22 protein-coding genes are annotated in these 21,239 nt (G+C 28.7%); 9 read left to right on the top strand and 13 right to left on the bottom strand.

What is annotated here, in order from left to right; all coding sequences use genetic code 11:
* Positions 1–41: 41 nt before the first annotated feature.
* Both Q0731_RS05865 and Q0731_RS05860 read left to right on the top strand, forming a co-directional pair.
* Positions 42–608 (top strand): hypothetical protein, encoded by a 567-nt coding sequence (locus Q0731_RS05865; RefSeq protein WP_299061189.1) that lies wholly within the window; start codon positions 42–44, stop codon positions 606–608.
* Between the two features lie 134 nt (positions 609–742).
* A complete protein-coding gene (locus Q0731_RS05860) occupies positions 743–1,111 on the top strand; it encodes a cupin domain-containing protein (protein ID WP_299061187.1) in 369 nt (122 codons plus the stop codon).
* Positions 1,112–1,144: 33 nt separating this feature from the next.
* On the opposite strand, the gene Q0731_RS05855 is transcribed toward Q0731_RS05860, so the two are convergent.
* From Q0731_RS05855 to msrB, 4 genes are all read right to left on the bottom strand, one after another.
* Positions 1,145–2,056, bottom strand: coding sequence for a YitT family protein (locus tag Q0731_RS05855; RefSeq protein ID WP_299061184.1), 912 nt, complete (start codon positions 2,054–2,056; stop codon positions 1,145–1,147).
* 3 nt (positions 2,057–2,059) lie between these two features.
* On the bottom strand, positions 2,060–2,935 hold the full coding sequence (folD, locus tag Q0731_RS05850; protein ID WP_299061181.1) for a bifunctional methylenetetrahydrofolate dehydrogenase/methenyltetrahydrofolate cyclohydrolase FolD: 876 nt from the start codon (positions 2,933–2,935) through the stop codon (positions 2,060–2,062).
* Between the two features lie 151 nt (positions 2,936–3,086).
* Positions 3,087–4,415: a signal recognition particle protein gene (gene ffh / locus Q0731_RS05845; protein ID WP_299061178.1), complete on the bottom strand. Its 1,329-nt coding sequence runs from the start codon at positions 4,413–4,415 to the stop codon at positions 3,087–3,089.
* A gap of 144 nt (positions 4,416–4,559) precedes the next feature.
* The gene (msrB, locus tag Q0731_RS05840) at positions 4,560–5,039 is read right to left on the bottom strand and encodes a peptide-methionine (R)-S-oxide reductase MsrB (RefSeq protein ID WP_299061175.1); all 480 of its coding nucleotides are present in this window, start codon (positions 5,037–5,039) and stop codon (positions 4,560–4,562) included.
* Positions 5,040–5,222: 183 nt separating this feature from the next.
* On the opposite strand from msrB, the gene Q0731_RS05835 reads away from it, so the two are divergent.
* Positions 5,223–6,032 carry a M48 family metallopeptidase gene (locus tag Q0731_RS05835; protein ID WP_299061172.1) on the top strand — a complete coding sequence of 270 codons (810 nt, stop codon included), beginning with the start codon at positions 5,223–5,225 and terminating at the stop codon, positions 6,030–6,032.
* 102 nt (positions 6,033–6,134) lie between these two features.
* Here the strand turns inward: Q0731_RS05835 and Q0731_RS05830 are convergent, their stop codons facing one another.
* Positions 6,135–6,863, bottom strand: a complete 729-nt coding sequence (locus Q0731_RS05830) for an SGNH/GDSL hydrolase family protein (protein WP_299061169.1) — start codon at positions 6,861–6,863, stop codon at positions 6,135–6,137.
* Between the two features lie 238 nt (positions 6,864–7,101).
* On the opposite strand from Q0731_RS05830, the gene Q0731_RS05825 reads away from it, so the two are divergent.
* Positions 7,102–8,478, top strand: coding sequence for an MFS transporter (locus tag Q0731_RS05825; protein ID WP_299061166.1), 1,377 nt, complete (start codon positions 7,102–7,104; stop codon positions 8,476–8,478).
* A 257-nt stretch (positions 8,479–8,735) separates the two neighbouring features.
* On the opposite strand, the gene Q0731_RS05820 is transcribed toward Q0731_RS05825, so the two are convergent.
* The 6 genes from Q0731_RS05820 to Q0731_RS05795 form a co-directional block, all read right to left on the bottom strand.
* Positions 8,736–9,362 (bottom strand): type 1 periplasmic binding fold superfamily protein, encoded by a 627-nt coding sequence (locus Q0731_RS05820; protein WP_299061163.1) that lies wholly within the window; start codon positions 9,360–9,362, stop codon positions 8,736–8,738.
* Positions 9,363–9,384: 22 nt separating this feature from the next.
* On the bottom strand, positions 9,385–11,802 hold the full coding sequence (locus Q0731_RS05815; RefSeq protein ID WP_299061160.1) for a TonB-dependent receptor: 2,418 nt from the start codon (positions 11,800–11,802) through the stop codon (positions 9,385–9,387).
* Between the two features lie 41 nt (positions 11,803–11,843).
* Positions 11,844–12,104, bottom strand: coding sequence for a hypothetical protein (locus Q0731_RS05810; protein ID WP_299061158.1), 261 nt, complete (start codon positions 12,102–12,104; stop codon positions 11,844–11,846).
* Positions 12,105–12,256: 152 nt separating this feature from the next.
* Positions 12,257–12,709 (bottom strand): hypothetical protein, encoded by a 453-nt coding sequence (locus Q0731_RS05805; RefSeq protein WP_299061156.1) that lies wholly within the window; start codon positions 12,707–12,709, stop codon positions 12,257–12,259.
* Between the two features lie 6 nt (positions 12,710–12,715).
* Positions 12,716–14,059, bottom strand: coding sequence for an adenylosuccinate lyase (gene purB, locus Q0731_RS05800; RefSeq protein WP_299061153.1), 1,344 nt, complete (start codon positions 14,057–14,059; stop codon positions 12,716–12,718).
* A gap of 278 nt (positions 14,060–14,337) precedes the next feature.
* Positions 14,338–14,925 (bottom strand): adenylosuccinate lyase, encoded by a 588-nt coding sequence (locus tag Q0731_RS05795; RefSeq protein ID WP_299061150.1) that lies wholly within the window; start codon positions 14,923–14,925, stop codon positions 14,338–14,340.
* 35 nt (positions 14,926–14,960) lie between these two features.
* On the opposite strand from Q0731_RS05795, the gene Q0731_RS05790 reads away from it, so the two are divergent.
* From Q0731_RS05790 to Q0731_RS05770, 5 genes are all read left to right on the top strand, one after another.
* Positions 14,961–15,668: a toxin-antitoxin system YwqK family antitoxin gene (locus Q0731_RS05790; RefSeq protein ID WP_299061145.1), complete on the top strand. Its 708-nt coding sequence runs from the start codon at positions 14,961–14,963 to the stop codon at positions 15,666–15,668.
* Positions 15,669–15,820: 152 nt separating this feature from the next.
* Positions 15,821–17,008, top strand: a complete 1,188-nt coding sequence (mnmA, locus tag Q0731_RS05785; protein ID WP_299061143.1) for a tRNA 2-thiouridine(34) synthase MnmA — start codon at positions 15,821–15,823, stop codon at positions 17,006–17,008.
* A gap of 250 nt (positions 17,009–17,258) precedes the next feature.
* Positions 17,259–18,959: a S8 family serine peptidase gene (locus Q0731_RS05780; protein WP_299061140.1), complete on the top strand. Its 1,701-nt coding sequence runs from the start codon at positions 17,259–17,261 to the stop codon at positions 18,957–18,959.
* A 218-nt stretch (positions 18,960–19,177) separates the two neighbouring features.
* Complete coding sequence (locus Q0731_RS05775; protein ID WP_299061137.1) at positions 19,178–19,369, top strand: cold shock domain-containing protein; 192 nt, start codon at positions 19,178–19,180, stop codon at positions 19,367–19,369.
* 78 nt (positions 19,370–19,447) lie between these two features.
* Positions 19,448–19,639: a YwbE family protein gene (locus Q0731_RS05770; RefSeq protein ID WP_299061134.1), complete on the top strand. Its 192-nt coding sequence runs from the start codon at positions 19,448–19,450 to the stop codon at positions 19,637–19,639.
* A gap of 7 nt (positions 19,640–19,646) precedes the next feature.
* Here the strand turns inward: Q0731_RS05770 and Q0731_RS05765 are convergent, their stop codons facing one another.
* Together Q0731_RS05765 and Q0731_RS05760 are read right to left on the bottom strand one after the other, a co-directional pair.
* On the bottom strand, positions 19,647–20,549 hold the full coding sequence (locus Q0731_RS05765) for a lytic transglycosylase domain-containing protein (RefSeq protein WP_299061131.1): 903 nt from the start codon (positions 20,547–20,549) through the stop codon (positions 19,647–19,649).
* Positions 20,550–20,582: 33 nt separating this feature from the next.
* Positions 20,583–21,239 carry an alpha/beta hydrolase gene (locus Q0731_RS05760; RefSeq protein ID WP_299061128.1) on the bottom strand — a complete coding sequence of 219 codons (657 nt, stop codon included), beginning with the start codon at positions 21,237–21,239 and terminating at the stop codon, positions 20,583–20,585.

Raw genomic sequence — 21,239 nt, 5'->3', positions numbered from 1 at the left:
TTGAAATAAAACACGTTTAAACAGATATTAAAACCTATATAATGATTAAAAAAAATCTTGTACCAATAATTGCAATCGTATTTTCAGCATTTATAATTAGTTGCAGTGGCAATAGTAAGTTTAAAATAGAAAAAGGTGTGGTTGGTAATGTTACTACCAAAACTACCATACAAGAATTAAGTGATATTTTTAAAAACGATTCTATCGTTAAAAATTTAAGCGAAGGAGCACAAGGAGATAATTATTTTCAAGAAGATGATGAATATTATATTTTTGAAAAAGGAGGGAAGCTTTTGTTAACCATTTTGCCAAAAGAACAATTAGACTCTACATCAACAATAAAAAGTATCGAAATTCATGATGCACGTTTTAAAACGGAATCTGGTATCAACATCAATTCTAATTTTATAGATATCAATGCAAATAATAATATCAATAAAATAGAACGTACTTTTTCTTCTGCAACCTTGTTTTTAGATAATTTAAATACCACAATTACTATTGATAATGAAGAATTAGGTTTAAAAGAATTCAATACTCAGAAAGTAACCATAGAGCAAATTCCAGATTTAGCAAAGATGAAAACGTTTATTGTTTGGTTTAATTAAAGTCTTTTTTGGGCGTATCACGCATAAAAATGCGTGACCACGCTTTCAATTATATCTTTTTATGCAGAAATAATTTAAGTGTTTTTTGCATAAAAAGGATGCCATTTCAATCGCTTACGCAAAACCAATCATTTATGAAAAAAAAATATACGATTCAAAAATCGCCATTTGTAGTTCCAACAACAGATGGTAAATTAATAGAAGAACATTTTGGAAATGCAACAGATGGTAATTCTCAATTAAGTTTAGCACATATGGTTGCTCCTCCAAACTGGAAAGAGCCTTTTCAAACTCCAGAATTTGACGAGTACACTTACATTATAAGAGGAAAAAAACAATTTATCATAGAAGAAGAGATTATCGTTTTAGAAGCTGGTCAATCTATTAAAATAGAAAAAAATACAAGAGTGCAATATTCAAATCCATTTGAAGAGACTTGTGAATATATTGCTATTTGTTTGCCTGCTTTTTCTATGGATTTAGTAAATAGAGAAGATGAATAATTTTAAGTAGGCCGATTCGTAAGAAAAGAATATTTATTTTTTACTAGTATTTACTGAGTTATTAGATAATTTTTTATTTTTCTTTTTATCAATATAATGTCTTAAAACACCACCTTTAACGTTATTTACATCAAACTCAACAATAAAGGCCTCTGTATCTATTTCTTGAACAATTTTGTACATTTTTTTAATATCTATTCTGTTTACAATAGAGTGTATAATATCAAAATCTTCTACTTTTCCTTTATTTCCAAATCCAGATGCACCTTTATAAATGGTTAAGCCTACACCTAATTCCTCTAAAATAGCGGTTTTGATAGCATTATGGTTTTTAGAGACAATGGTAACTCCAATAAAATCCTCAAAACCTTCTATCACAGTATCTGTAACTTTTGCAGCAATAATATAAGTTAAAATAGAGTAGAGGGCCACCTCTACAGAAACAACAAATGCAGTTATACCAAATAAAATAATATTAAAAAAAAGTACAATTTTACCAATACTAATGCCAAATTTATCGTTTAAATAAATACCTAAAATTTCTGAGCCATCTAAAACAGAACCATTTCTAATAGCGATTCCAATGCCTGAACCTACTAACAACCCACCAAAAATAGAGATCAATAATTTATCACTAGTAATGGTTTGAAAATTTTCGAAATGTATAAAAATGGCAACTCCTATAATGCTAATAATCGATTTGATTACAATCTGTTTAGAAACCGTAAAATAGCCCAAAATTAAAAAAGGAATACTAAAAATAACCAACAAATAAGACATGTTTACATCTATTTGCGTTCTTACCAAGATAGCAATACCTGTAACACCACCATCTAAAAAACCATTAGGTAATAAAAAAGCTTTTAAACCTAAACTGGTTAAAACAATACCAACAAATATTTGTAAGTATTCACTTATATAATTTGTGGTTGTTTTTGCATCCATCTTTTAGTTATTTCTTTGGCAAGCTAATAAGGTGTTTTTTAGTAACATTGCAATGGTCATTGGTCCAACGCCTCCAGGAACAGGTGTTATAAATTCAGATTTTGCAGCAACTTCATCAAAAGCAACATCACCTACTAATCTAAATCCACTTTTTTTACTTGGATCCGCTAAACGCGTAATACCAACATCAATTACAGTAACATTTTCTTTAACCATGTCTGCTTTTAAAAACTCAGGTATACCAATGGCAGCAATAACAATATCTGCTTGTAAAGTAATTTCTTTTAAGTTTTTAGTTCTACTATGGCACATGGTAACAGTTGCGTTACCAACCTTTCTTTTTTGAGATAACAAAATACTCATTGGGCTACCTACAATATGACTTCTACCTAAAACAACAACATGTTTACCAGAAGTTTCTACTTGGTATCTTTCTAATAATTCTAAAATACCAAAAGGAGTTGCAGAAATAAAAGTTGGTAGGTTTAACGCCATTTTTCCAACATTCGTTGGATGAAATCCATCAACATCTTTATCAGGGTCTACAGCCATTAATATCTTTTGTTCATCAATATGTTTTGGTAAAGGTAATTGAACAATAAAACCATCAATATCTTTATCAACATTTAAGATTGCTATTTCATTCAATAATTCTTCTTCTGTAGTTTCTTCTGGTAATCTTATTAACGAAGATTCAAAACCAACACGTTCACAGGCTTTTACTTTTGCATTAACATAAGTAATACTTGCACCATTACTACCAACTATGATTGCTGCTAAATGAGGTGTAGCAAGACCTTTGTCTTTTATTTCTCTTACTTCTAAAGCAATTTCTTCTTTAATATCTGCTGATGTTTTTTTCCCGTCTAATAAAATCATAATTTAAGTATGTTTTAAATTTCAATAAAAGTATTTTGTACTAGAAATTTTATGCTTTTTTAAATATTTACTTTAAGTTTCAAAGTTTTTCATTTTTGCTAACTGCTAACTGCTAACTGCTAACTGCTAACTGCTAACTTAGACTCATACTTTACTTCATTCCTTTCATCATTTGCATCATCTTTTTGCCACCTCCACCTTGCATCATCTTCATCATTTTACTCATTTGGTTAAACTGTTTCATAAGCTGATTTACTTCTTGTATTGATGTTCCAGATCCTTTTGCTATTCTTTTTTTTCTACTTGCATTAATAGTTGTTGGTGTGCTTCTTTCTGTTGGGGTCATAGAATGTATAATTGCTTCTATGCCTTTAAAAGCATCATCATCAATATCTACATCTTTCATAGCTTTACCAGCACCAGGAATCATACCTACCAAATCTTTCATGCTACCCATCTTTTTTATTTGTTGAATCTGACTTAAAAAGTCATCAAAACCAAACTGATTTTTAGCAATTTTTTTCTGTAATTTTCTGGCTTCTTCTTCATCATATTGATCTTGAGCTCTTTCTACCAAAGAAACAACATCTCCCATTCCTAAAATACGATCTGCCATTCTATCTGGATGAAAAACATCAATAGCATCCATTTTTTCTCCAGTACCAATAAATTTAATTGGTTTGTCAACAACAGATTTAATAGAAAGTGCAGCACCACCTCTTGTATCTCCATCTAATTTTGTAAGAATAACTCCATCAAAATTTAAGATATCATTAAAGGCTTTTGCTGTATTTACAGCATCTTGTCCTGTCATAGAATCTACTACAAACAAGGTTTCTTGTGGTGTAATTGCTTTGTGAATGTTAGAAATTTCAGTCATCATTTCTTCATCAACAGCCAAACGACCAGCAGTATCAATAATCACTACATTTTTACCAGTTGCTTTTGCATGTTTGATGGCATTCTGAGAAATTTCTACAGGATTGTTGTTGCCAACTTCTGCATAAACTTCAACACCAATTTGTTCTCCAACAACTTGTAATTGATTAATTGCTGCAGGTCTGTAAACATCACACCCAACTAATAAAACTTGTTTAGATTTTTTATCTTTTAAATAGTTTGCTAATTTTCCTGAAAAAGTAGTTTTACCAGAACCTTGTAAACCAGACATTAAAATAACGGTTGGTGAACCACCTAAATTAACTCCTACAGTTTCTCCTCCCATTAAGTCCGTTAGTTCATCTTTAACTAACTTTACCATCAATTGCCCTGGATTTAACGTTGTTAAAACGTTTTGTCCTATTGCTTTGGTTTGCACTCTTTTGGTAAATTCTTTGGCAATTTTAAAGTTAACATCTGCATCTAATAATGCTCTTCTAACTTCTTTTAATGTTTCTGCAACATTTACTTCAGTAATTTTACCATGCCCTTTTAAAGTATGTAAGGCTTTATCTAATTTATCGCTTAAATTATTAAACATAATTTGTCTTTTTTTAGGAAAGACAAATATAAGTATTAGAGACGATTTGTAAACTGATTAAGAATACTTTTTTAAATAGATTTTATTTTTATTCAAAAAAACAAAAAGTTTACAGAATTTTATAATATAGGTTAAAGTTTCTCTTTATTCTTTAGCAATAAAAAGTAAAGCAGCACCATTAATGCAATGTCTTTTACCTGTTGTTTTTGTTGGACCATCATTAAAAGAATGTCCTAAATGACCATCACAAATATTGCATTTTAATTCTGTTCTTGCATACCCAATTTTATAATCTACATCTAATGCAACATTTTCTTTAACAGCCCTATCAAAAGAAGGCCAACCAGTACCTGAATCAAATTTATGTTCAGATTTGTAAAGTGGTGTTTTGCAGGCAGCACAAACGTAAGTTCCTTTCTTTTTATTTGAGTTTAAATCACTTGTAAAGGGTCTTTCTGTTCCTGCTTCTCTTAAAATATAATACTGAATTGATGTTAATTGTTGTTTCCATTCAGCATTTGTTTTTGTAATTTTATTTATTTTTTTTTCTTTGGATGCTACTTGTGCATTGCTAGAACAGCTAATCAAAAAAAGAAGAGATAGTATAGATAAAATATTTTTCATAAATTTAAGATGTTTATATTTTTGACGATTTTTTGATAGAAAAATTACAAAATGAAAGTTAAAAATAAATATATTTTTTTGATAAAGCTAGATTATGTAATTTTATAAAATCATAAAAATTGTTAAATAGTGACAATTTATAAGTTTTTGTGTCTAATAAATGTTAACATAAAATAGAAATAGATGAAAAAAATAGTTTTTTTAGTTTTAACAGTTTTCCTTTTTGTAGAATGTAGTACTGTACCAATTACAGGTAGAAAACGTGTAAATTTTGTAAGTGATGCACAGGTATTACCAGCTAGTTTTGCTCAATACAGTAGTTTTTTACAAGAAAATAAAGTTTCTACAAATGCAACAATGAGTAACCAAATTAAAAGTGTTGGTAAAAATATTTCTGCAGCTGTAGATCGTTTTATGCGTGCCAATAATATGAGTGCAGAAGCAAATTCTTATAAATGGGAATTTAATTTAATTGATGACGAAACTGTAAATGCTTGGTGTATGCCAGGAGGAAAAGTTGTTTTTTATACTGGTATTATGCCAATTTGTGCCAATGAAAATGGCGTTGCAGCAGTAATGGGGCATGAAGTTGCACATGCTTTTGCAAAACACGGACAAGAAAGAATGTCTCAAGGACAAATGCAACAAATTGGTGGTTTAGCTGTTGCTTTAGGTACATCAAATAAAGACCCTAGAACACAACAATTATGGAATACTGCATTTGGAATTGGCTCTGGCTTAGGAATGTTAAAGTTTAGTAGAGTTCACGAACAAGAAGCAGATAGATTAGGTTTAGTTTTTATGATTATGGCAGGTTATGATGGAAGAGAAGCAGCTGAAGTTTGGGTAAGAATGAGCCAAAGAGCTGGAGGAGGAAGTTCTCAGCCAGAAATGTTAAGTACACACCCTTCTAATGCCTCTAGAATAGCAGATTTAAGAAATTATTTACCTACTGCTAAAAAGTTTGCAGCACAATATAATGCAGGAAAATAACATTTAGTTAATTTAATAAAACTAAAAATATTAACAATCATTAACTCTGTTTTAGGGTTAATGATTTTTTTTGCTATTTGTTTATTTTTTATCAATAACCATTTATAAAAACAAAGGAAATAATCTTTCTACAAATTTTTTATAAGCTATTTTTGATGGATGCAAATTGTCATTTGCAACCAATTCTGGCTGGTTTAAACCATTTTCAGTGATGTCAGTAATATTTAAAAATTGAATTGAGTTACTTTTACAATATTCTTTGGCAAAAGAATTATATATTTTTAGTTCTTCACTAATTTTTATGTTACCATTGCCAAAAGGTGTATAAGCATAATCTGGAATTGAAATAACAACTAACTTTGTTTTATCTCCTTTTACAGCTTTAATAGCTTTGTTTACCAGTTCTGGAAATTCTTTTTTATAAACATCAAAATTTACTCTTTGATATTGATTATTTACACCAATTAATAGCGTTACAAAATCATAATCAGTAGATAAGTTTTTAGGAATATTATTCATCAAGTTAGTGGTTGTCCAACCTGTTTTTGCAATTATTTTTAAGTTGATACTGCTATTTTTTATCTCTGTTTCTGTTTTAGATTTTAGTTGTTCAGGAAAACTACAAGTAGTACAAACTCCTTGTCCTATAGTGTAACTATCTCCTAAAGCTAACATTTTATATTTTTTTTGTTGATTAGGTTTTATAGAATCTTTAGCATTGTTATTCTCAATTTTGGGTTCAAGAGATATAGAATCATCAATATTATTTTCAGTACACCCAAACAAACTGTTAGAGCTAACTATTAAGAAAAGGTAAATATATTTTGTCATCATAAAATAGTTTTTAGTTACAATATATACGATACAGTGCTTAAATAGGTTTTAAATAGTTCAAAAATAATTATAATATGTAATTTTTATAGAACCAATTTAGGTTTCGCCATTTTTAAAATTATCAAACAAGTAATCCACATTCCAGATTTTTTATTCTTTAATAGAAAAGAAATAGATTTACTATATTGTGGTCGTTCCAAAATAAATTTTGGAGGGTTATTATAAAACTGAATTTATGCTAAAAATAGGAGATAAAAAATTAATAAATGCTTGGGCTTTTTATGACTGGGCTAATTCAGTTTATTCTTTGGTGATAAGTACCGCTGTTTTTCCATTATTTTACAGTGCAATTACAGAGGGTAAAACGGTTGTTTTTTTAGGGATGAAATGGGATTATCCAGATACATTATATAGTTATGCACTCTCTTTTTCTTTTTTAATTGTGGCATTTATGTCGCCAATTTTATCTGCCATAGCAGATTACACAGGCAACAAATTAAAATTTATGAAGTTTTTTTGTTGGTTAGGAGGTTTGTCTGTAATAAGTATGTATTTTTTTAAAGATATAAACACTGCTTGGATTGGTATTATTTGTACCATTTTAGCAAGTATTGGTTTTTGGTCTAGTATTGTTTTTTACAATTCTTATTTGCCAGAAGTTGCACATCCAGAACAACAAGATGCTGCAAGTGCTAAAGGTTTTATACATGGTTATATAGGTTCTATAATACTACTTTTATTTTGCTTAGGGATGATTTTAGCTCCCAATACTTTTGGTTTCGATTTAAGTATTTCTGAAACGATTTTAGCAAGTGGTAACGAAGCCGAAATTGCACAAGCTACAGAAACAGCTAAAAACTTAGCATCATTAAAAGCAATGCGAATTTCTTTTGTAATGGTAGGTTTATGGTGGATTGGTTTTGCACAAATTACCTTTAAAAAACTACCAAATAACGTATTCAACAGAAAACCAGAAAAAGATTTTATATGGAAAGGTTTTAAAGAATTGAAAAAAGTATGGATTGAGCTAAAAAATTATCCAACATTAAGAAACTTTTTAATAGCTTTCTTTTTACTGAGTGTTGGTGTGCAAACTATTATTTTATTAGCAACTATTTTTGGATCTTCAGAGTTAGGTTTGGGTACTACTAATTTAATTGTAACTGTTTTGTTAATTCAGTTTGTAGCAATTTTAGGGGCGTATTTGTTTTCTAATATTTCTAAAAAATATGGTAATTTTAAAGCAATAAAAATGACACTTTTCATCTGGATTTTAGTATGTTTTTCTGCCTTTATGTTACAAAAAGAGTTGGCAAACGTGCAAAATTACTTTTATGCTTTGGGTGGTTTTTTAGGCTTGGTTTTGGGAGCTATACAATCTTTAACACGTTCTACCTATTCTAAATTATTACCAAAAACAGAAGACAACGCCACTTATTTTAGTTTTTACGATGTTACAGAAAAAATAGCGATTGTTATAGGGACCTTTGTGTTTGGTTTTTTAATCTATTTAACAGATTCTATGCAATGGAGTGTACTTTCTTTAGCCTTATTTTTTGTAGCTGCATTGGTTGTTTTAAGCAGGCTAAAAAGCACTGAGCATGTGTATTAGTAAAAAGCTATCTTATCAAAAGAAAAATTATTACAAAAAATCCAAAAAAAAATAGAAAGAAAAAATGTACCCATCCTTTAACTAAAAATAGGATAATAATTAGAAGTTAAAAACTTAAACTAGTTTAACGTTAAAACTATAAACCAATTTAGAAATAATTTTTTCAACTGTAAAGTTGTTTAATTTTTAAATAAAAAAAGCGTTACAATTAAGTAACGCTTTTTACAGTATTTATTTAAAATAAAAGAGCAAATCTTTTATTTTAGAGTTTTTACAGCTTCTAGAACAGCTGCACCACTAACAGAAATATTTTTAAAGCTAACTTCAGTATCTGTTGTGCCAGCACCAGATAAAGCATCTGTAATTGTACCATCATTTGGCTTTTTAGCTTCATGAATTACAGAGATTGTTAAAGAACCAGAACCTGCATTTGCTGTTGTTGCTGTGTTTTCAAATCCTAGAGCATGTCCATTTGCGTCTTCATCTGTAGTAGTAAATACCAAACCAGCTATGTCTGTTGTGTAAAATACCTCATGATCTTCTGCATCCATTTCTATAATTTCTGCACTTACATCTTCATTATCTTCAAGGTTTTTTAATTTTAAAACACCTGTGTAAGAAGTATTTGCTTTTAAAGATCCTACAACATTAGGAGTTCCTTCTGCACCACCTTCACCATCTTCATCCGTAAAAGTAAATGTTACAGTGTCTTTAGCATCAGAAGTGTTGGTAAGTGTATAAACTACTTGTGTAATTTCATCTTCATGTTCATGATCATCGTGATCATCATGGTCATGATCATCAGAACAAGCAGTAAAGCTTAAAGCTGATATAAATATAATTGCTACTAATTTGATTGTTTTTTGTGTGTTAATTGTTTTCATTGTAATTGTTTTTAAATTTATTTTAATAATTGATTTTAAATTTTAAATTAAAGTTTCTTCCCAATTCATCTGCAAAATAACGCAGTCTATTTAAGTAATTTCTATAAGAAACATTAAATACATTTTCTATATTAAAGGCAATATTTAAGTTTGTTTTTTTAGACAACTTAAAATTGGCTGCACTATTAAAATTAAAAAGTGTAAATGTTCTTGTAGGTGAACTTATATCTACATAAACATCTTCTTGAGAAATTGGGTTAAATGTAAAAAAGTTATCATCAGGAAACCTATTTTGTCTTAGCACTGTATTTTGTGTAAAACTTATAGAAAGCTGATTCAAACTTTGGTTTTTATATGCCAACGTATTAGAAAAATTAGTTGATGGCATTAGTATTAATGGTCTGTTTTCAGTTAAATTATCACCTTGTAAAAGACTAATATTTCCTTTATAATTAAATAGCTTAGATAGTTTTTTATTGATATCTAAATCCAAACCAAATATTTGTGCATTTACTTGGTGATATTGCCACTCAATAAAAGCACCTCTAATGGTTGTTAAAGCTTCTCCTGCTGGTTTTAACTGAATAAAATCATTCATGTAATTGTAATATGCACTCATAGAAAAGCCAAAGTTTTCATTACTTCTTTCTAAAGAAGCTATAAATTTGTTTGCTACTTCTTTTTGTAAGGTTAAACTTCCTGTTTCTATTCTTGCTGCACTATGGTGTAATCCATTACTAAATAACTCTGAAGCGTTTGGCATTCTTGAAGCCAAACCATAATTAAAAATAAGATGCAAATCATTATCCAAACTTTTTGTCAATCCTAAACTGGCAGAGATATTATGAAAGTTGAATTTTGGGTTTGTTTCTATTTGAAAATTATTGATAACACCAGAAGTGAATTCTGGAAATAATTTATCATAATTATTTTCTTCCCAATCAAATACTTTGTATTCTTTTTCAGCTTCAATTCTTGAAAAATCATATCTAATACCTCCACTAATTTCTGTAGTTGTATTTAAATGATAATTTGCAATAGCATAAAAACCCGATTCGTATTTATCATAATCTGGAATTAGAGGAATTCTAACACCTGTTACTTCTGGATCTGTAGGATTACTATTTTGTTGATAACGGATTAGAAAACCTGTATTTACTTCTAAATTATCAACAGCATCTATTTTTAAATTAGGCTGAAAAGAGGTTGTAAATAGCCTAAAATCAGCTGCAGGGTCATCTACAAAACTAGACCTTCTTCTATCAAATTCTTTTCTTCTATTAAGTTGAAAATCGTATTGTAACGTTAATTTACCAAGACCTTTAAATCTTTTATAGGCTTCAATTTTAGCTAAGTGATGTATGACATTTTGTTTAGGATTGTCAATTGCGTAAGAAAAATCATCAATAAATGAGGGTTCTTTACTATTAATTGCTCTAACCAAATCATTTACATTACCTACATGGGCAGCTCTAATAATACCAATATTATTGCTAACAAAACTATAATAAGCATCAAAACCTTTTTCAAAACTATTATAACCAAATCTAAAAGAAGCATTTACATTTTTAATGCCAGAGTTAGAAAGGTTGTAATCTGCAGTATTAAAATCTCCAAACTGTTTGTAACTTGTTTGAATTTTTGAATAATAACCAGATTTATAGGTTTTTACAATATCTGCATTTATAGTACCACCCAAACCATTGCTATTAAAGGTCTGCAAAGCACTCCCAAAAAGGGAATCTTTTACAACATATTTTTTAGGTTTTATTAATATTAAACCTCCAATAGCATCACTTCCATACATTAAAGTGTTTGCTCCTTTAATAACATGAATGTTATTACTAGCATTTATGTCTATATTAGGTGCATGTTCTGCTCCCCAATCTTGGTCGAATTGACGAACATTGTTGTTAATGATTAAAAGTCTACTACTATGCAAACCATGTATCATTGGTTTTACAATACTATTTCCTGTATTTAAAGAAGATACTCCGCTTAAAGTATTTAAAGCATTACCCAAAGATTTATCACTAAAATTATCGATAACTTCTTTTTTGATGTTTTGCTCAATACTCGTTTTTTCTAATTTAGAACTTGTTTTCAAAACAATTTCATTCAATTCATTTAAATGATGCTCTAAAAACACTTCTTTAAAAAGGTTTCTATCAAGATTGATTGTAATTGTTTTAGAATCACAACCAACATGTTGAATTTTAAGTACTAATTTTTGCACACATAAATTTTTTATTTCAAAAAAACCATCACTATTAGAAGTGGTGAATTTGTTTAAATTTATGGCATGAATCGTTGCATCACTAATAGATGTATTGTCATGAAAATCAGTAATTTTTCCCTGAAAAGTTAATGTGCAGTCTTGTGCATTTGTAAATGTGACTAAAAAGTACACAAAAACAAACGCTAAAAATTTTTGAATCATTTTTTGCTTTGATAAATTAAATAAATATCTAAATTATTTAACTAAAAAGCAGGGGGACCTCTTAAAGAAAAAGGTAATTGATAATGGTTTATTAAAAATGTGTAGTAAAAATTAACCTCTTTAGAAATTTTATTATCGATAGAAATATCAACATAATTATTAACTAAAATAGGTGTATTTATTGTGTAAACATCTAATTTACAATCAATCTCTTTTTCATGAAAATGTTTGTCAATTTTAGAAGTACAAACACCATGCTTATGATCGCTAAAAGCGTGAGCAGAAAGTACAAAAATTGGCATTAAAAATAATACCAATAATAGTATACTTATATGTTTGTGTAAATGTTTGATGTTTTTCTGGGTATGGAATTATTTTACAATAATATGAATATCTACTTCAATTCTTCTCTTTTTTTTAAAATAAGTTTCATCAAATAGCAATTGATAAACAATTATTTTATTTTATAAATAATACCATCTGTTTTAAATTTACTAAAACCAATTTTTGCAGTAAAATTATAAGAGTTATCTTTAATTTGAGTGATTTGCACATAAATTGGATCTTTATCGATTTCCCTTTTAGGAGATTTCATTTTTAGAGAATAAAAGAAGTTATTTTTCCATTTAATGTATAAAGTATCAATTTGTTTTATTCTTTTTTCTGATGTTAATCCATCCTTAACAACACTTACAATTCTTTCATATTCTTCAATTTGAAGGCTATCAATTCTTGTAATTGTAGTTTTACTATAACTATCTCCTGCAGGAACTTCAAAAACCCCCACTTTAAAACGATCTGAGTTGTCTTTAATTTCTGATTTACAGGAACTAAGCAGAAAGCAGAATGCAGTAAGCAGTAAGCAGTAGGTAAACCTATAATTGTTAATTTGTAATTTAAAATTCATAATTATTTAAATCCCTGTATAATTTGCAGGTGTAATTGCTTTTAATTCTTCTTTAATAGCATTAGAAACTTCTAAAGTATCAATAAAATCAGCTATTAAATTTTGATCTATTTTTTTATTCGTTCTTGTCAATCCTTTTAAAGCTTCATAAGGATTTGGGTACGCTTCACGTCTTAAAATAGTCTGAATTGCTTCTGCAACAACTGCCCAATTATTTTCTAAATCTTGTGCAAACTTTTCTCTGTTTAATAATAATTTATTCAATCCTTTTAAGGTAGATGTAAAAGCAATAATAGTATGACCAAAAGGCACACCAATATTTCGTAAAACTGTACTATCAGTTAAATCACGTTGTAAACGAGACACTGGTAATTTAGCAGAAAGATGTTCAAAAATAGCATTTGCCAAACCTAAATTTCCTTCTGAGTTTTCAAAATCAATTGGGTTTACTTTGTGAGGCATTGCAGAAGACCCAACTTCACCCGCTTTAATTTTTTGTTTAAAATAGTCTGTAGAAACATACGTCCAAAAATCTCTATCTAAGTCTAAAATAATGGTGTTGATACGTTTTAAATTATCAAACAAAGCAGCCATGTGATCATAGTGCTCAATTTGAGTGGTAGGAAAAGAGTGGTGTAAACCTAATTTTTCTTGTACAAATTTAGTACCAAATTCTTTCCAATCAATTTTTGGGTACGCTACTTTGTGTGCGTTATAATTACCTGTTGCACCACCAAATTTTGCAGCACTTGGTATGTCGTTTAATAAATTAAATTGTTCTTGTAAACGTACTACAAACACATTTAATTCTTTACCTAATCTTGTAGGAGAAGCAGGTTGCCCATGAGTTCTGGCAAGCATAGAAATATCTGCCCATTCTACAACTAATTCTTCTATTTTATCTACAAGCAGTAAATAATGAGGTACATACACTTCATTCATTGCTTCTTTAATAGAAAGCGGAATTGCAGTATTGTTAATATCTTGAGAAGTCAAGCCAAAGTGGATGAATTCTTTATGAGCTTGTAAACCTAAAGCATCAAACTTTTCTTTAATAAAGTATTCAACGGCCTTAACATCATGGTTTGTAATACTTTCTATATCTTTAATTTTTTGAGCATCAGCAGCAGTAAAATCAGTATAAATTTTACGTAAATCGTCAAATAAATCGGCATTAAAATCTGCTAATTGTGGTAAAGGAATTTCACACAAAGCAATAAAATATTCAATTTCTACACGAACTCTATATTTTATCAAAGCTTCTTCAGAAAAATAATCTGCTAATTTTGCTATTTTACCTCTATAACGACCATCAATAGGAGAGATGGCATTTAATTTTGTTAATTCCATTTTTTAGATATGTTGTGATTTGCAAAAGTAAGGAATTCAGCAGATTTATGATGTTTTTTTATACACGAATTTCACGGATTTCATAAAAATAAATTCTAAATTTTAGAACTAAAAAAAGCAACGAATTCACGAACTTTTTATTTTTAATTCAGTTAATGTTTAAATCAGTGAAATTCGTGTCTTATTTTACAAATACAAACATATTTTTCTGTGAATTTCTGTGTAATTCTCTGCGAAACTCTGTGAAATAACTTTTTTGAGTCCGTAAAATTCGTTTCTTATTTACTTCGCTTTTCAATCAAAGCCAAAATCTGTTTTCCACGAGCTTTACAACCTTTGCTTTCGTGAATAATTTTAGTTTCTATTAAGTGTTTTAATTCTGGATGAATCCACTCTTTATCCAATCCAAAAAGATATAAAGTATTCATAGAGTAAGCTCTAACTGCAATTTTTTGTGGTGTAATTAACCAATCAAATCCAGTTTCTATCATATTATCAATATGCGTTTCTGTTAGGTTTTGTTTGATAAAACGATTGTTTTTTACATAATAAGCGTTTGCTAAATGTTCGCAAATTTTAGCACAAGGTCTTATAGCACTATCAAATTTTAAAGTTGCTATTTTTTCTGAAAATTCACCTAAATGAGGTGCCATCCAATTTAATTGATGATGGGTGCAAATCCATTCTAAAATCCAAGCTGCTTTTATAGATACTTTAAGATTAGCATCAAAAGTAATCGTAACCAACTCTTTAAACAATTTTTGATTTTCTAACACAATATTTGCCACTCTTTGTCGGTTTTCTCTTGTAGGAGTTAACATATTATTGAGTTGGTCTGTTAAAAAAAGTAAATTATTTTTTGGCACTATTAATGTATCTTTGTTTTAAAATTTTGATAGAAATGATAAATATAAAAAGACTGTTTTTTGTTTTCGCTTTTTTGACTTGTTTTTTTTCAAGCACTTACATAAATGCTCAAAAAATTAATCAGTTTGATGAGAATAATAAAAGAACAGGTATTTGGCAAAAAGAGTATCCTAATAAAAGTATACGTTATAAAGGTCAGTTTTTAAACGGAAAAGAAGTAGGCGTTTTTAAGTTTTACGATCAATCATCTTCTAAACAGCCAACTACTGTAAAAACATTTTATAAAGATTCAGATTCTTTATTTGTGCAATTTTACACAATTAAAGGTAAAATAGCATCAGAAGGAATGATGAAAGGCAGAGAAAGAGTGGGTAAATGGAAATATTTCTATCCTAAAGGGACTTTAATGTCTGAAGAGAATTATAAAAATGGCAAATTAAATGGCGAACAATTTATTTATTATGAAAACGGAAAAATAACAGAATCTGCTTATTATAAAAATGGTTTAAAAGACGGTATAATTCGTAAATTTTCTAAAGATGGAATACTTTTAGAAGAAATGACTTTTTTAAACGGAAAAGCCAATGGAGTGTCTAAGTATTTTGAGTTGAATGGAAAATTAAAAGAATCTGGGAGTTATAAAGATGGAAAAAGAGTAGGGAAGTGGCTGTTTTATAAAGATGGTAAAGTAGTTGCAGATAAAGAGCAAAAGAAAATTTATACGCTTAAAAAAGGAAGATAGTATTCAGTTTTCAGTTTCAGTTGGCAGTAAATAATTATTTACTTTAAAATTTTAGAATCATCAAAATACGGTTATAAATTTCTGAGTTTCTTCTTAATTTCTCAGTGAAACAACCATCAAAATTTATACCTTTGCATCTTCAAAAATAAAAAATGAAACGAGTAGTTGTTGGTCTTTCTGGTGGTGTAGATAGTAGTGTAACTGCACATTTATTAAAAGAACAAGGTTTTGAGGTGATTGGGCTTTTTATGAAAAATTGGCACGATGATTCTGTAACTATTTCCAACGAATGTCCTTGGTTAGAAGATAGTAATGATGCAATGATTGTTGCAGAAAAATTAGGAATTCCTTTTCAAGTAGTAGATTTAAGCAACCAATACAAAGAACGTATTGTAGATTATATGTTTGATGAATATTCTAAAGGAAGAACACCAAATCCAGATGTACTTTGTAACCGAGAAATTAAGTTTGATGTTTTTATGGATATCGCTTTAAAACTTGGGGCAGATTATGTGGCAACAGGTCATTATTGTAGAAAAGGCGAAGAAATTATCAACGAAAAACCAGTTTATAAGTTATTGGCTGGTAAAGATGTGAATAAAGATCAGTCGTATTTTTTATGTCAATTATCTCAAGAGCAACTTGCCAAAGCATTATTTCCAATAGGCGAATTGACAAAGCCAGAAGTAAGAGAAATTGCTAAAAATGCCGATTTAATTACCGCTGAAAAGAAAGATTCTCAAGGTTTATGTTTTATTGGTAAAGTTCGTTTACCTGAGTTTTTACAACAAAAATTAGCTCCAAAAGAAGGTGTAATAGTTACAATTCCTACAGAATTTCATCAGTATACAAAATCAATTCCTGAGTTTGAAAACAAAGAAGCTGAATTGGCTTATTTTGCTACAAAATTCACTTATAGTAAAGATGATGGAAAAATTGTAGGCAAACATCAAGGAGCTCATTATTTTACAAAAGGACAACGTAAAGGACTAAATGTAGGAGGTACAAAAGAGGCTTTGTATGTGATAGAAACTGATGTTACAGAAAATGTTATTTATACTGGCGAAGGCAAAAATCATGCTGGTTTGTATAGAAATGTGCTATTTGTTGCTAATGAAGAAATTCACTGGATTCGTGAAGATTTAATTTTGAATTCAGGAGAAACAATGCAAGTTGAAGCAAGAATACGATACAGACAAGCATTAGATAAAGCAACTTTATACAAAGTAGAAACAGGTTTGTATATAGCATTTGAAAACAAACAATCTGCCATACAAGAAGGTCAATTTGTTGCTTGGTATCAAAATGAAGAATTATTGGGTTCTGGGGTTATTTCTTAGATTTGATATTATATAAAACGCTGAAGAATTAAGCCACGAATTCACGAATTTTTCTTTTCAAATTTTATCATTATAATTTCACTGACGTAAAATTCAAAGGATTTTTAAAAATTAGTTGAATCAATAAAAGGTAAAAATATTCTTTTTAAGGAATTTGTGAATTCGTGGCAAAAGAAGTTTAACTTCTTTTACTGAGTGTAATTTCTTCATAATAATTTATATAATCATAAAAAAGTAGTAATTTCGGAGTATGAAGAAATTACTGCTTTTTTTCTTTTTAATTCCTTTTTTTCAAGCGAAAGCTCAACAAGAAGATGCTTGGATTTATTTAAAAGACAAACCTAATAAAACTACTTTTTTAAATAATCCATTAACAATGCTTTCTCAAAGAGCATTAGATAGAAGAGCTAAATTAAATATTTCTTTAGATTCTATAGATGTTCCTGTTGATAATAGTTATTACAATCAAATTAAAAATACGCCTAATATTACTGTTTTAGCCAAATCTAAATGGTTAAACGCAATTCATATTCTGGCAGAAGTTGGTGTTATTAATAATTTAACATCCACATTTAGCTTTATTGATCATATTGAGTTTGCAAACAAATCTTTACCTACAAATGTCAATTTAAAGTCAAAATATAAGGTAACAACAAGCAATCATTTAAATAAATTGAATCAAACTATTACTAGTTTTAATTATGGTGATGCAGACAATCAAATTAAAATGTTGAAAGGAAACTATTTACATGAGCAAGGTTTTACAGGTAAAGGGCAAGTAATTGCAGTAATTGATGGAGGTTTTGCAAATGTAAATACATTAGCTGCTTTTCAGAGAATTCGAGATAATAATCAAATTTTAGGAGGGTATGATTTTGTTAATAAAAGTGATGATTTTTATAGAATTATTACAAATACTGAAGGTAAAATCATAAACAATCATGGTACTAATGTACTTTCAACAATTGGTGCATATATAGAAAATACTTTTGTAGGTACAGCACCAGATGCTTCTTTTTATTTATTTGTTACAGAAGATGTTACTAGAGAAGTTCCTTTAGAAGAATCTTTATGGGTAGCTGCAGCAGAAAAAGCAGATAGTTTAGGGGTTGATGTAATTAATACCTCTTTAGGTTATACAACTTTTGATAATTCTAATTACAATTATACGTATCAAGACATGGATGGCAAAACCACTTTTATTTCTAGAGGAGCAGAAATTGGTGCTTCTCGTGGTTTACTTTTGGTAAATGCAGCAGGCAATAGTGGTAATAGTGATTGGAAGTATATAGGAGCACCTGCAGATGCACCTTCTGTAATTTCTGTAGGAGCTGTAAATGCTTTAGAAGAAATTGCAGCTTTTAGTTCTTTTGGGCCAACATCAGATGGAAGAATTAAGCCAGAAATTTTAGCACAAGGAAGAAATGTAATTGCTATAAACCATAATACCAACTTAACATATACAACAAATGGAACCTCGTTTTCATCACCAATAATAGCTGGTTTGGTAGCGTGTTTAAATCAAATTGAGCATCCGTTATTAAAATCGTTAAATTTACCAGACCATAATTTAAATCAATTATTAAAACAAGCTATTTATCAATCTGCAGATAATTTTTCAAGTCCTACTGCACAATATGGTTATGGAATTCCTGATTTTGAGAATGCTTATAATGCCTATACCAGTAGTTTGGCTACTATTGATGATACTTTAAAACCAGATTTCACAATTTTTCCAAACCCAGCAAAGAATTTTATTGAAATTTCTTCTGATACTTTTATTTTAAACGATAGTACAATTCAGATATTTACTATTTTAGGTAAACAACTTCTTGAGAAATTGTATTTATCAACCAAAAAACTTGATGTTTCTTTTCTGAAAAGTGGTATTTATATTTTAAAAATATCCTATAAAAATCAGCAAAAAACACTAAAGTTGGTCATAGAATAAATACAAATTGGGAATTAATTCATCCAATAATACCCTAAAAATATTTTAAAAATATAAGAATTAAAGTTTTTTCTTACTTAAATACCTGTTTTTCAGTGATTAATAGATTTATTTAAATAAAATAAATATTTATAACATTTTAAATTTAATGGCATTATATTTGCAGTTCAATAAACGTTGTTTGTAATTAAACAAACAACACATTTAATATTATCATTATGAATAAAGGTACCGTAAAATTTTTCAACGAATCTAAAGGATTTGGATTTATTACTGAAGAAGGAACAAACAAAGAACATTTTGTACATGTGTCAGGATTAGTAGACGAAATTCGTGAAAACGATGAAGTTGAATTTGACTTACAAGATGGAAGAAAAGGATTAAACGCAGTAAACGTAAAAGTATTATAATATATTTATTACTAGTTAAATTTTATTTTAAAGCCTATCAATTTTTGATAGGCTTTTTTAATTATAAAACTGTTTTTTATGGTTGATGGTAGGCAAAGAAATAATATTACGATTGGTTTATTGGTAAAAGTTGTTCAAAAACAACATCAAAGATCAGGACAATTAACAGTAGGTATTGTTGCTACAATTTTAACAAAGTCTAACACTCATCCTCATGGAATAAAAGTGAAATTAAGTTCTGGTATTGTAGGTAGAGTTAAAGAATACTAGCAATTGTTTATAAAGGAACTTTAATGTGATACACTTTTCTACTTCTATTATTAAGTTTATTTTCTCTTAACCAAGGGTTTAGTATTTTAAAATCTTTGTAAGATAATCCGTAATTTTTTGCAAAAGTTGTAATATTAACAATTGGTGTATCAATAGTTATTGTTCTTGTTGCAGGCAATGTATATAAATCTTCATTATCATAAACAAAACCATATTTTTTAGGATTAGAAATTACTTCTTTTAATGCAATAATTCTAAACACATATCTTTCTGTTTCATCAGGTAATTTAGCATCATAATAATTATTTACTTCTTGTGCTTGTAACCTTTTTGCAACACCGTAATTTCCTGCATTATAAGCAGCAGCAGCTAAAGTCCAAGAGTTAAATTGGTTTTTAGCTTTTTTTAAATATTCAGCAGCAACTCTGGTAGATTTTTCAATATTGTATCGTTCATCAACATTATCATTTATTTCTAAACCATATTCTTTACCTGTAGCTTTCATAAAATGCCACATTCCTGCAGCACCAACAGACGATGTTTCATCAATAAAGCCACTTTCTGCCATGGCTAAAAATTTAAAATCATCTGGTAAACCATATTTTGCTAATAGAGGTTCTAAAATAGGAAAGTATTTATGAGCTCTTTTTATCAATAATAGTCCATTAGATTGCCAATAGGTATTTACCAACAATTCTCTATCCATACGTTCTTTAATGTCTGGTATTTCTAAAGGAACCCTTTCACCTGCAAGATTTAAATTTGCAGGTAACTTTAAGGCTTTAATTTTATAGGTTTCATGTGTATTTGTAGTGGGTGCTACTTCAGTTTTATTAATCGCATTAAAAAAGAGAAGTGTAATTACTAACACACTAAAAAGTGATAAAAAACGAAATGATGTATTATTCATAAATAGTGTAATTTTTTATTTTTTTGTTGATAATTATGCTAAGACAGTATCAATAATTTCGCCTATTTTTTTTGCTTTGGTAATGATCATTGCATGAGTGCCACCCTCAATTTTCACACAGTTTTCTATGTTTTTTATAGGAAAAACATGGTCTTTTGTACCATGAATGTGTACTATGTTTTTAGTACATTTTTCTTGTTTCCAATTAATTACATTGTTTACAGACCAATTTAAATAAAGTTTAGTTCTAACAGAAAGATATTTTTTGTAAAACTTAGCTTTTCTTTTTAAAGAATTCCCCATAAAATATTGAGTGTAACTCTCAAAGTTAGCAACAATTTTTGCAGGAAAAAGTTTGTAAGCCTTGGTAAATTTAGCTAATTGAAATCTTCTAGGAAGCTCTTGATGATGTTTTATACTAGAAATAATAATAATTTTTTGAGTATCAATATATTTGCTCATTTCATTGACCATAATTCCACCAAAAGAAACCCCAACTAAAACGGGGTTTTTATCTTTAACCTCTAAACTCATTCTCATGGCATAGTTAGCAATGGTTTCTTCTAAAGCTAAAGGCTCTTTCCAGTTTAAATAATGAAGGTCATATTTTTCTTCTGATAACTTTAGGTTTTCAAAAATTTCTGGTCCAGCTGCTAAACCAGGCATAAAATAAATAGGAATTTTCTTCAT

It is taken from the genome of uncultured Polaribacter sp. (genome assembly GCF_947497695.1).
GTDB lineage: Bacteria > Bacteroidota > Bacteroidia > Flavobacteriales > Flavobacteriaceae > Polaribacter.
This window is presented reverse-complemented; position numbering and strand designations above follow the sequence as displayed.